Below are 12,171 nucleotides of genomic sequence, written 5' to 3'. Positions count from 1 at the left end.
ACGTTATCAGAAGTGCGTGTTCACGCTCATGAACCACGTCCGGCCCGGTTCGTTATAGGTGTATGCGCCTGCGCCCGCCATATAGTCGCCAGTTTTGATATCACTGGTGGTTTGGGCATTACCTTCACGCCACAGACGTTTGTCGAAGACGTTATCCACGCCGCCGGTCAGGCTGACGTTTTTCGTCACATCCCAGGTCGCGCTCAGACCGACGATGCTGTACGGGCTGACTTCACTCGCCGAACTGCCGGTAACCGGTTTGCCCTGGTAATCATATTTTTTCGGCTGCTGTTTGCCGTACCAGGTAAAGGTTGATTGCAGTGACAAATCTTCGCGTGCCTGCCAGCTCAGCGTTGAGTTCAGCGTGTACTCAGGAATAATCGACAGGCGTTCGCCGGTCTCTTTATTCTTACTTTGCAGCATGTAAGTGATGTTGTTGGTCCAGGTAACGGTTTCGCTAACCGGCACGTTCAACGTCCCTTCCAGACCCTCAACCACCGCTTTAGGCACATTTTCCCACTGATAGATATCGGTGTAGGTTGTTGTTTCTTTGCCCGTAGTCGGGTTTTTCTGGGTAATTGACGTTCTGCTTAGCGGTGCGGTTCCCGCTTCGATCTTGTTGCGGTAATCGTTACGGAACCAGGTAACGCCTGCAAGCCAGCCGTCGCGTTTGAACTCCAGACCAATCTCTTTGTTGATGCTGGTTTCAGCTTTCAGGTCATCGTTACCCATCATATAGCAGCCAATACCGGTGGCAGAACCGGTGGCGTAGCAACCCTGGCCTTTGCTGTACAGAATATAATTCGGGTTAGTCTGGTACAGGCTAGGTGCTTTATAGGCGCGCGCGATGCCCATTTTCAGCGTAAAGTCGTCGCCCAGCCCCTGAGACAGGTTCAGCGACGGGCTCCAGTTATCGCCCACAATGCTGTGGTGATCGAAACGCAGACCCGGCGTCAGCATGGTGCTGTCGGTCAGTTCCATGTTGTTTTCAGCAAACAGAGAGAAAATTTCAGCTTGTGAATACGGGCTACGATCTGTACTGCTGGCACCAGGTATGTTCCCCCCCATAAACGTCTGGGTATTGGAACTCATGTCTTTCATACGCTGCTGATTCCACTCGGTACCCAGCGTCAGGTTCTGATTAACCAACAGGTCGAATGGAATGCTAATTTCGCTGTGTAGAGTGACATCCGCCAGGTCAGTGTCAGTAAAATGATTACTGTTAAATAATCCTTCAAGACCTCCAGCCAGACCTTCACCTAAGCGAGAGTTGCGGGTGTGTTCGTACTGCGCCCAGTTGCTGGTGGTAATGCCGCTGTCCCAACCGCCGTTCCACGTCAGCGCATAGTTCTGGCGGTACATACGGTTAGTTTCTTTACCGTAGTATTTTTTTACCAGCCCATTGGTTTTGTTATCGTTGTTGGTGTTCTGAGTGTCGCCAGCATACAGATTGCCCTGGCGGCTGTAGCCTGCTTCAAACTCCAGCGATTGCATCGGAGCAAAATCCCAACGCAGCTGGCCGTTGATATCTTTGTTTTTTACCCCTTCACGACCGGCTGGCATCGTATCGGCGTATGACCCTGTACGAGCCGACTGGTGACCGTCGTTGATGTCCCATGCGTCGGCCTGAGTTTTATCGAGATTACCGTACAGACGGAAGCTGAAATCCCCGCCCAATGGGCCGTTCAGGCTAAAGTTGGTACGTTTGGTCGAGCCTTCGTCTTTGTGTTCCGGGGCATTGAAATAGGTATCCCACGAACCGTGCCATTCATTGCTGCCTTTTTTGGTGATGATATTCACCACGCCGCCCGCAGCACCATTGCCGTAACGTGCGGCGGCAGGACCACGCAGCACTTCAATACGCTCGATCATCTCCGGTGGCACCCAGGCTGTATCGCCGCGGGTATCACGCTCGCCGCGCCAGCCCTGACGCACGGAGTTACGGCTGGTCACCGGTTTACCGTCGATCAGAATCAGGGTGTTTTCTGGACCCATACCACGAATATCAATCTGACGGTTGTTACCGCGCTGTCCGCTGGTTGAGTTACCAGTCAGGTTAACGCCAGGCATGGTACGGATGATTTCCGCCACATCGCGGGCGGGAGGATTTTTACGGATTTCATCCGCGGTGATGGTTGAAACACCCGGCGCCTGCAGGTTCTGCTGAGCGGCGGTAACGACGATGGTGTCTTCATGAGAGACAGCGGCGTTTTCAGTTTGATCTTCTGCCATTGCTGGCAGTGCTACCCCGTAAATCCCTAAATTGACCAATAAGGCCAGTGAATGAATCTTGTTGTTCATTGTATGTCCTGCTGTTCTTTTAGCCACGAGAACCCATGTGCCGTGGTGCGGCATTTGGTCTGATGTCGCCCGCATCCGCGTAAACCCTCCATTCCAGAAAAAGTACGCAGCGCCAGGTCGGTTTATAAGTGGTGAAAAACTGTGCGCGCTTCCCACAGCGCGACAATACGCTATTGCAAATGCAAATAGTTATCAATAATATTATCAATATATTTCACGCTGAATCATAAAAATTCACAATAAACATGGGGTTATGGCGGTGACGACGTTAAAGACGGGAAGCGAAGCGTGGTGGCAGTCGAAAAAAGGCCCGGAGTGGGAGCGTGAAGAGAACGGAAATTATCGGGTAACCTTCTGGTGGCGTGACCCGCAGGGAACGGAAAAAGAGTCAGCCATTCGTCGTGTGTGGGTCTATATCACCGGCGTCACCGACCACCATCAAAATGTCCCCCCTCAGTCGATGCAACGTATTAGCGGTACGAATGTTTGGTGCTGGAGTGTTTCCCTCAGCGCCCACTGGCGCGGTAGCTACTGTTTCATTCCCACCGCTCGGGACGATATTTTTTCCGCGCTGACGGCGGGTGAAGCGCCTGACCGAACTGTGTTGCGTGAAGGCTGGCGACAATTGTTACCGCAGGCGATTGCCGATCCTCTTAATCCTCAGAGCTGGCGGGGAGGTCGTGGCCATGCGGTGTCTGCGCTGGAAATGCCAGACGCTCCCGTACAGCCTGGATGGGATCAGCCTGAAGATCCCGATTGCCCCGCAGTTTGCCTGCAATGGCACAGCACCAGGCTTGGGAATACGCGTCGCGTATGGGTATTTACCACCGGCGACGCCCGACCAGAAGCGCGTCCGCTGGCTATCCTGCTGGACGGTCAGTTTTGGGCACAAAGTATGCCGGTCTGGCCTGCACTGGCTGCGCTCACGCACCGCGGAGAACTCCCACCCGCCGTATATCTTCTGATTGACGCGATCGACACATCTCATCGTAGTCGCGAACTGCCGTGTAACGCCGATTTTTGGTTGGCGGTACAGCAGGAGCTATTGCCGCTGGTAAAGACGACCACTGCGTTCAGTGACGATCCGCAGCGCACGGTGGTCGCCGGACAAAGTTTTGGCGGGTTGTCTGCGCTGTATGCGGGACTGAACTGGCCCGCGCGCTTCGGCTGTGTGCTTAGCCAGTCCGGTTCTTACTGGTGGCCGCATCGCGGCGGTCATCAGGATGGGGCGATTGTTGAGCAACTGAAGAGCGGCCAGGTCAGCGTGCAGGGACTGCGTATCGTTCTGGAGGCCGGGATCCGCGAGCCGATAATTTTTCGTGTCAATCAGGCGCTATATGCCCAATTACCCTCTGCACCACAATCTATTTTCTGGCGTCAGGTTGATGGCGGACACGATGCGCTTTGCTGGCGCGGCGGCCTGATGCAAGGGCTAATGACGCTCTGGCAGCCGCTTTCCGAGACGATTTAACCGGACGATGTTCCACGACAGGAGTTGAGTATGGAATTCAGTAACCCCTTCGATAATCCGCAGGGCCAGTTTTACATTCTGCAAAACCCACAGCGTCAGTTTAGCCTCTGGCCGCAGCAGTGCTCCCTTCCTGCTGGCTGGCAAGTCGCGTGCGAACCGCAATCGCCGGAAGCCTGCCAGCAATGGCTGGACGCAAACTGGACCACCCTGACGCCAGCAAACTACGTTGATGTGCAGGAGGCTCCATGACTCAGCGTTTACCGTTAGTCGCGGCTCAGCCGGGGATCTGGATGGCGGAAAAACTCTCCACCTTGCCCTCGGCATGGAGCGTTGCGCACTATGTAGAATTAACCGGTGAACTGAACGCGCCGTTGCTGGCAAAGGCAATCGTTGCCGGTCTGGATCAGGCTGATACCCTGCGGATGCGGTTTAGCGAAGATAACGGCGAGGTCTGGCAATGGGTCGATCCTACGCTCACTTTTGCGCAACCTGAAATTCTCGATCTACGTGAAAATGCCAACCCACATGAAGCAGCCCGCGCATTGATGCAGGCTGATCTGCAACAGGACTTACGCGCTGATGGCGGTAAACCGTTGGTTTTCCATCAGCTCATTCAGGTGGGAGATAAACGATGGTACTGGTATCAGCGTTATCATCATCTGCTGGTTGATGGCTTCAGTTTCCCGGCCATTACCCGCCAGATAGCCGCCATTTACCGCGCATGGCAGTGTGGACAATCCACGCCAGACTCGCCTTTTACGCCATTCGCCGAGGTCGTGGAAGAGTACCAACAGTATCGTCAAAGCGATGCCTGGCAACGTGATGGTGCTTACTGGACCGAGCAACGCAAGCAACTACCGCCCCCGGCCTCGTTGTCGGACAAACCGTTGCCGGGTCGTTCGGCCAGTGCCGATATTATTCGTCTGAAGCTCACCGCGCCAGAAGGAGCGTTCCGTCAGCTTGCGGCACGGATGCCTGACGTTCAGCGAGCAGATCTTGCCCTGGCGCTGGTGGCGTTGTGGCTGGGGCGTTTATGCAGCCGAATGGATTATGCCGCCGGGTTTATTTTTATGCGGCGTATGGGATCGGCGGCGCTCACGTCCACCGGACCGGTTTTAAACGTTTTGCCCTTTGGTGTGAGGTTGGATGCGGCAGAAAACTTGCCTGCGCTGGCACAGCGGTTGGCAGGGCAGTTGAAGAAAATGCGGCGACATCAGCGTTATGACGCTGAACAAATTGTGCGCGATAGCGGGCGCGCAGCTGGTGCCGAGCCGCTGTTCGGCCCGGTGCTGAACGTGAAAATATTCGATTATCAGCTGAATATTCCGGGCGTTCAGGCGCAGACCCATACCCTGGCGACAGGCCCGGTCAACGATCTTGAGCTGGCGCTATTCCCGGATGAAAACGGTGGGCTAAGTATTGAAATCCTCGCCAATAAACAGCGTTACGATGCCGCGACGCTGGCGCAACACGCATCGCGTTTAACCGCGCTTATCGAACAGTTTGCCGACAATCCGGCGCTACGCTGTGGTGAGGCCGGGATGCTGTTGCCAGCGGAGTATGAGCGGCTGGCGAAGATTAACGACACGACGGTGGAGATCCCGTCCACTACGCTGAGCGCGCTGGTGGCACAGCAGGCCGATAAAACGCCGGATGCCCTGGCGCTGGCCGATGCTCGCTATCAGTTAAGCTATCGCGAAATGCGCCAGCAGGTTGTGGCGCTGGCGCAGCTACTGCGTGCGCGTGGCGTACAGCCAGGTGACAGCGTTGCGGTAGCATTACCGCGTTCCGTGTTCCTGACGCTGGCGCTGCACGGTATTGTTGAAGCCGGCGCCGCCTGGCTACCATTGGATACCGGATACCCGGACGATCGCCTGCGGATGATGCTCGAAGACGCGAAGCCGAAATTGTTGATCGCAACCGATGAACAACTGGCGCGCTTTGGCGATATCCCAGGACTGGAAAGTCTGTGCTACAACGCGCCGCTGCCTGTGGGTGATACCGCGCCGTTGGCCCTCTCTCAACCTAATCATACGGCCTATATTATTTTTACTTCCGGTTCTACCGGCAGACCAAAAGGGGTGATGGTCGGGCAAACGGCCATCGTTAACCGTTTGCTGTGGATGCAAAATCACTATCCGCTGACGGCAGAGGATGTGGTGGCGCAAAAAACGCCGTGCAGTTTTGATGTCTCGGTGTGGGAATTTTTCTGGCCGTTTATTGCCGGCGCAAAATTGGTGATGGCGGAACCTGAGGCACACCGCGACCCGCTGGCGATGCAGCAATTCTTCGCCCAATACGGGGTGACGACCACTCACTTTGTCCCTTCCATGCTGGCTGCTTTTATTGCGTCATTGACGCCGGAAACTGCGCAGGAAAGTTGTGCCTCGCTGAAGCGGGTATTCTGCAGTGGCGAAGCCTTGCCTGCAGATTTATGTCGTGAGTGGGAACAGTTGACCCATGCGCCATTGCACAATTTATACGGGCCAACCGAAGCGGCGGTCGATGTGAGCTGGTATCCGGCCTGGGGGGAAGCGCTCGCCGCCGTAACCGGCAACAGCGTGCCGATTGGTTATCCGGTATGGAACACCGGTTTGCGGATCCTTGATGCCATGATGCGTCCGGTGCCCTTCGGCGTAGCGGGCGATCTATACCTGACGGGGATCCAACTGGCGCAGGGCTATCTGGGACGAGCGGATCTGACGGCAAGCCGCTTTATCGCCGATCCGTTTAATGCCGGTGAACGCATGTACCGTACCGGGGATGTGGCCCGCTGGCTGGAAAATGGCGCGGTGGAATATCTCGGGCGCAGCGATGACCAGCTTAAAATTCGCGGACAGCGTATTGAACTGGGGGAAATTGATCGGGTGATGCAGCAACTGCCCGATGTCGAGCATGCTGTTGCCCATGCCTGCGTATTTAATCAGGCAGCGGCGACCGGCGGCGATGCGCGTCAACTGGTGGGGTATGTGGTGTCGCAATCGGGTTTACCGCTGGACACATCTGGATTGCGGGAGAGTCTGCGCGAAAAACTGCCAGCGCATATGGTGCCGACGGTATTGTTGCAACTGGCGGAGCTGCCGCTCAGCGCGAACGGTAAATTGGATCGTAAAGCGCTACCGATGCCTCAGCTAACGTCGCGTACAACGGGACGTGCGCCGCGCCCAGGGATCGAAACCACCATTGCGCACTCTTTTGCAGCCTTGCTGGATTGTGAGGTCAATGATGTGGAGGCAGATTTCTTTGCGCTGGGCGGACATTCTCTGCTGGCGATGAAGCTGGCGGCACAATTGAGTTGCCTGTTTGAACGACAGGTGACGCCAGGTCAGATTATGGTGGCTTCTACTGTTGAACAACTCAGCGCATTGCTGGAGAGTCAGGATGATGAACAGTCGCAGCGTCTGGGATTTGAGACGCTGCTGCCGCTGCGTGAAAGTCACGGCCCAACGCTGTTTTGCTTCCATCCGGCGTCGGGTTTTGCCTGGCAGTTTAGCGTGCTGTCGCGTTACCTCAGTCCACAGTGGTCGATTATAGGCATTCAGTCACCGCGACCGGATGGACCCATGCAAACGGCGGAAAACCTCGATGCGGTATGTGACCATCATCTGGCAACGCTGCTTAACCAGCAGCCTCACGGTCCATACTATTTATTAGGTTACTCACTGGGAGGCACTTTGGCGCAGGGGATTGCCGCACGTTTACTCGCTCGGGGTGAGAAAGTTGCCTTTCTGGGGCTGCTGGATACCTGGCCGCCGGAAACGCAAAATTGGCAGGAAAAAGAGGCCAATGGGTTGGATCCTGCCGTACTGGCGGAGATCGAGCGTGAACGTGAAGCGTTTCTGGCCGCACAGCAGGGCAATGCGTCTGACGCGTTATTCAACGCTATCGAAGGTAATTATGCCGATGCGGTTCGCCTGTTAACCACAGCCCACAGCGTACCTTTTGCGGGCCACGCTACGTTGTTTGTTGCTGAACGCACATTGCCGCAGGACGTTAGCCCTGAACGTAGCTGGTCACCATGGATATCCAGTCTGGATGTTTATCGTCAGGACTGCGCGCATGTCGACATCATTTCTCCCACCGCCTTTGAGACGATAGGGCCTGTAATTAATGTGCTGATTAATCAATCTGTGTAACAAAGTCACTTTTGCTATTGCGGCGATCGAACAACTCCATAATGCAGTGTCATGTTGTGGGGTTGTTACTTTACTGTGTGATGGGGTGGTGAGGAGAGTGGATAAATTCCGAATATGATTTTTGGTAGGGGCTGATGCGTAAAGAAAGTTTCGGATAATTCTGACTAGCTGGTAGACTTCTCCCACGGGAGTGTTTTTCTTTTGGGAAAGTTTTCAGGTCACGCAACATGTCATCATTAAATATTAAGCAAGACAACGTTTCGGAATTTACTGCCTATCCTCAGCCTGCGGTAAACGCCAACGAAATAGATTTGGTTAACCTGATCGAAATCTTATGGCGCGCCAGGACGAAAATTGTGGCTACCGTTTTCGCCTTTGCCTGCGTGGGTATCCTGGTCTCTTTCCTGCTGCCGCAAAAATGGACCAGTCAGGCCATCGTGACCCCAGCAGAACCGGTTCAGTGGCAGAACCTCGAGAATACGTTGACCAAATTGCGCGTACTGGATATGGATATTGGCGTTAGCCGTGGGGATGTGTTTAACCTGTTTATCAAAAAATTCCAGTCGCCTTCATTGTTAGAAGATTATCTGCGTTCTTCACCCTATGTGATGGATCAATTGAAAGGCGCTGATATTGACGAAATGGACCTGCACCGCGCAATCGTCAGGCTTAGTGAAAAAATGACCGCGGTTGACAGCAATGCCGGTAAGAAGAATGAGACCTCGCTGTATACCGCGTGGACTCTGAGCTTTACCGCCCCTCAGGCCGAAGAAGCCCAGTCTGTGCTACAGGGATATATCCGCTATATTTCTGATATTGTAGTGAAAGAAACGCTGGAAGATATTCGCAATAAACTGTTCATCAAAACCAGTTATGAGAAAGAAAGACTGGCGATGGATCGCGTCAGGCTCAAAAACCAGATGGAAGCAAATATCCAGCGGCTCAACTACTCCCTGGAAATTGCGAATGCCGCCGGGATTAAAAAGCCGGTCTACAGTAATGGCCAGGCGGTGAAAGATGATCCTGATTTCTCTATTTCACTGGGCGCTGATGGTATCTCGCGTAAATTAGAAATTGAAAAATCAGTAACAGATGTTGCGGAGATTAACGGAGAATTACGTAACCGCCAATATCACGTTGATCAGCTGTTAGCGATGAATGTGAGTGACGTAAAATTTACGCCGTTTAAATATCAGCTTTCACCTTCGCTGCCGGTGAAAAAAGATGGTCCGGCTAAATCGATGATCGTTATTCTGGCGGCGTTACTGGGTGGTATGGTGGCCTGTGGCGGCGTTCTGCTGAACTACGCCATGGTGTCGCGTAAGCAAAAAATGGCGTTTATCGATCAGCAACTGGTGTGATTAATAGCCGTATGGCGGCAGGCAGTCGCCATACGTTAAATCTCGCTATTTGTTGCGCCCTAGTGGCACCACTAACGGCGTGCCGGCAACTGGATCGTCGATAATCATACAGCGTAATCCATAGATTTTTTCGATAAGCTCCGCAGTAACAATTTCCTTCGGCGCACCCTCGGCAATAATTTTTCCGTCACGCAGCGCAATCAGATGCGTGGCGTAGCGACAGGCCTGATTGAGGTCGTGCAGAACGGCGGCCAGCGTATAACCCTTCTCCCGGTTGAGTTCACTGAGCAGCTCCAGCAGATCAATCTGATGGCTGATATCCAGCCAGGTGGTGGGTTCATCGAGCAACATAATCGATGTTTCCTGCGCCAGCACCATTGCAATCCATGCGCGCTGACGTTGTCCGCCGGAAAGAGTATCTACACTTTGCGCCGCCAGATGCGCGATCCCTGTGGCCTGCATCGCTGTGTTTACCGCGATTTCATCTTCTTGCCGCCAGCGGGTAAACAGCGGCTGATGTGGGTAACGCCCGCGAGCAACCAGCTCCTGTACAGTAATATCACCCGGCGTGGTGGCGTTTTGCGCCAGCAAACCTATTCTGCGTGCGACCTCTTTGCTGGCATAGTGCTGAATATGCTCACCGTCGAGCCAAACCTTGCCGTGTGCGGGTGTCATCAGACGACTCAGTGTACGTAGTAGCGTTGATTTCCCGCAGCCGTTTGGCCCAATGATCGCGGTAAAGTGACCGTCGGGAATCGACACATTGAGGTTTTCCGCTACGGTAAACTTGCCATAACCCAGCGTTAACTGGTCGCCGCGCAAACGGGCAACTGATTCGATCATTTTTTGCGGGACTCCTGAATTAACAAGACGATAAGATAAATACCGCCGAGGCTTACGGTGACAACGCCCACCGGAAGCTGATAAGGCATAAACAGCTGTTGGGCGCATAAATCCGCCATCAGCAGCAGCAATGCGCCGCACAGCGCTGACAGGGTTAATCCCCAGCGGGATGTGCCGCTAAGTCGACGCGCAATATGCGGGGCGACGAGAGCAATAAAGGAAATTGGACCTGCCAGCGCGGTGGCGGCGGCGGTCAGTACCACGGCGACCAGCATCATCATCAGACGCGAACGCTCAACGCTGACGCCAAGCGCACAGGCGCTGTCATCACCCATTTCCAGTAAACGCATCCGGCGCACCAGCAGTGTGGCGCACACCAGCATCACAATAATCAGCGGGGCAGAAGGCCAGGTCTTGGCCCAGGTCAGGCCATTGAGCGATCCGGCGTTCCACAGTCCGGCTGTTAACGCGGTTTCTAATGATGCTTTCAGCAGCAGCCAGGTGTTGAACGCCACCAGCATAGCGCGTATGCCAATACCAATAATAATTAGCCGGAAGGTGTCGATACCATTACGCCAGGCGAGCGCCCAGACTACCAGTGAAGTCAGGATCCCACCCAGCATAGCCGCCAGTGCGATAGCGGTGAGATGCTGGCCGAACAGCACCATTGCCACCAGTACACCGCTCCAGGCACCGGTATTGAAACCCATCACATCCGGGCTGCCCAGCGGGTTGCGCATCAGCGACTGAAATATTGCGCCGCTCACGCCCAGTGCCGCGCCAATCAATAGCGCCATGAGCACGCGTGGCAAACGCCATTCGGTGACCACCAGCGTAATACTGCGCGGCGCATCGCCGAACAGAGCGGCAATAATTTGCTGAGTTTCCAGCGTAACGACGCCGCTACGCAGGCTCCACAATCCAACGACGAGACACCCTACAACCAGCAGCAGGCTGCTGATGATCAGACGGCGGGAGAGGTGCATCATGCGCCACCCCCGCGCGATTTACGGCGTACTAAAAAGATAAGCACCGGCGCGCCGATAAATGCGCTGACCACCGAGACACGCAGCTCGCCGGGGACAATCACACGACCGATAATATCGGCAATTAACAGCAGAGAGGGGGTTGCCAGCAGAGTGACGGGCAATGACCAGCGGTGATCGGCGCCTACCAGCCAGCGCGCCATATGCGGCATCATCAGGCCGATAAAGGCGATAGGACCAACAATCGCGGTCGCGCTGCCGCACAGGACAGTGATCGCCAGCAGGCCGATAAACTGCGTACGAGCGACTTTACTGCCAAGCGCGGTTGCGGTGTCACTGCCGAGACTCAGGCTATTCAGGGCACGGCTGAGGAACAATGCGACAGCCGCGGCAATCAATACCGGCACCAGTACTACCTTCAGCGTTTGCAGGCTGCGGATATCGAGGGAACCGGCCTGCCAGAAACGCAACTGATCGTAGACGTCCGGGTTGAGTAGGGCGATGCCGGTGGATAGCCCCTCGAGCACTGCACCCAGCGCAACGCCCGCCAGCGTCAGTCGTACCGGGCTGAGTTGCCCACCGCCCTGGCTACCGGTAAACGCCACAATCAGCGAGGCGGCCAGCGCCCCGGCAAAAGCCATCAGCAATTGTTCCTGTGGCGAAGAGAAACCGAATAGCGACGCGCCCAGCACGATGGCGAAGCTGGCGCCAGAGTTAACGCCAAGGATCCCCGGATCGGCGAGCGGGTTACGCGTGAGCGTTTGCATTAATGCGCCCGCCAGACCCAACGCGCCGCCGGCGAGCAGTCCTGCCAGCGTGCGTGGCAGTCGCGCGTCCAGCACGATGGTGCAATCCGCGCTTTGGCAACTGCCGGAGAGTGCGTCCAGCACCACGGAGGCAGGTAGCGATTTTGCGCCAATAACCAGACTTAATACCGTGGTGAGAACAAGTAATAACAATAGTCCGGGCACGGCGAAGGCGCGTGTCGCGGAAACAGAGCATGACATATCAACTTCCCTGATAATGATAGTAATTATCGTTATCGATCTTATTTGGATATGTTAGCATGTGCA

8 protein-coding genes are annotated in these 12,171 nt (G+C 55.0%); 4 read left to right on the top strand and 4 right to left on the bottom strand.

The window, feature by feature from the left end:
• Window positions 1-6 precede the first annotated feature (6 nt).
• Window positions 7-2,301 (bottom strand): TonB-dependent siderophore receptor, encoded by a 2,295-nt coding sequence (locus FDX14_RS02715; RefSeq protein WP_042309884.1) that lies wholly within the window; start codon window positions 2,299-2,301, stop codon window positions 7-9.
• Between the two features lie 253 nt (window positions 2,302-2,554).
• Here FDX14_RS02715 and fes point away from each other — a divergent pair, with 253 nt between their 5' ends.
• The 4 genes from fes to wzz(fepE) all read left to right on the top strand — a co-directional run bounded on the left by fes (window position 2,555) and on the right by wzz(fepE) (window position 9,269).
• A complete protein-coding gene (fes, locus tag FDX14_RS02710; RefSeq protein WP_137348958.1) occupies window positions 2,555-3,772 on the top strand; it encodes an enterochelin esterase in 1,218 nt (405 codons plus the stop codon).
• Between the two features lie 30 nt (window positions 3,773-3,802).
• Window positions 3,803-4,021, top strand: coding sequence for an MbtH family protein (locus FDX14_RS02705; protein ID WP_079225062.1), 219 nt, complete (start codon window positions 3,803-3,805; stop codon window positions 4,019-4,021).
• Complete coding sequence (gene entF, locus FDX14_RS02700; protein WP_137348957.1) at window positions 4,018-7,908, top strand: enterobactin non-ribosomal peptide synthetase EntF; 3,891 nt, start codon at window positions 4,018-4,020, stop codon at window positions 7,906-7,908. The genes FDX14_RS02705 and entF overlap by 4 nt, the downstream gene beginning before the upstream one ends.
• A 227-nt stretch (window positions 7,909-8,135) precedes the next feature.
• Window positions 8,136-9,269, top strand: coding sequence for an LPS O-antigen length regulator Wzz(fepE) (gene wzz(fepE) / locus FDX14_RS02695; RefSeq protein ID WP_137348956.1), 1,134 nt, complete (start codon window positions 8,136-8,138; stop codon window positions 9,267-9,269).
• Window positions 9,270-9,314: 45 nt separating this feature from the next.
• Here the strand turns inward: wzz(fepE) and fepC are convergent, their stop codons facing one another.
• Genes fepC through fepD form a run of 3 tightly spaced genes read right to left on the bottom strand, consistent with a single transcriptional unit; the run spans window position 9,315 to window position 12,105 of the window.
• Window positions 9,315-10,112 (bottom strand): iron-enterobactin ABC transporter ATP-binding protein, encoded by a 798-nt coding sequence (gene fepC / locus FDX14_RS02690; RefSeq protein WP_137348955.1) that lies wholly within the window; start codon window positions 10,110-10,112, stop codon window positions 9,315-9,317.
• On the bottom strand, window positions 10,109-11,101 hold the full coding sequence (fepG, locus tag FDX14_RS02685; protein ID WP_061381634.1) for an iron-enterobactin ABC transporter permease: 993 nt from the start codon (window positions 11,099-11,101) through the stop codon (window positions 10,109-10,111). The genes fepC and fepG overlap by 4 nt, the downstream gene beginning before the upstream one ends.
• Window positions 11,098-12,105 carry a Fe(3+)-siderophore ABC transporter permease gene (fepD, locus tag FDX14_RS02680; protein WP_061381635.1) on the bottom strand — a complete coding sequence of 336 codons (1,008 nt, stop codon included), beginning with the start codon at window positions 12,103-12,105 and terminating at the stop codon, window positions 11,098-11,100. Before fepD ends, fepG begins: the two co-directional genes overlap by 4 nt.
• Window positions 12,106-12,171: the final 66 nt, after the last annotated feature.

The sequence above is a fragment of the Citrobacter sp. wls710 genome (assembly GCF_005281115.1).
GTDB classification, from domain to species: Bacteria; Pseudomonadota; Gammaproteobacteria; order Enterobacterales; family Enterobacteriaceae; genus Citrobacter; species Citrobacter werkmanii.
This window is presented reverse-complemented; position numbering and strand designations above follow the sequence as displayed.

Excerpts from the sequence above, each read along its gene's own strand:
- FDX14_RS02715 (WP_042309884.1), bottom strand. The coding sequence starts at position 2,301 with ATGAACAACAAGATTCATTCACTGGCCTTATTGGTCAATTTAGGGATT.
- fes (WP_137348958.1), top strand. The coding sequence starts at position 2,555 with ATGGCGGTGACGACGTTAAAGACGGGAAGCGAAGCGTGGTGGCAGTCG.
- FDX14_RS02705 (WP_079225062.1), top strand. The coding sequence starts at position 3,803 with ATGGAATTCAGTAACCCCTTCGATAATCCGCAGGGCCAGTTTTACATT.
- entF (WP_137348957.1), top strand. The coding sequence starts at position 4,018 with ATGACTCAGCGTTTACCGTTAGTCGCGGCTCAGCCGGGGATCTGGATG.
- fepC (WP_137348955.1), bottom strand. The coding sequence starts at position 10,112 with ATGATCGAATCAGTTGCCCGTTTGCGCGGCGACCAGTTAACGCTGGGT.
- fepG (WP_061381634.1), bottom strand. The coding sequence starts at position 11,101 with ATGATGCACCTCTCCCGCCGTCTGATCATCAGCAGCCTGCTGCTGGTT.
- fepD (WP_061381635.1), bottom strand. The coding sequence starts at position 12,105 with ATGTCATGCTCTGTTTCCGCGACACGCGCCTTCGCCGTGCCCGGACTA.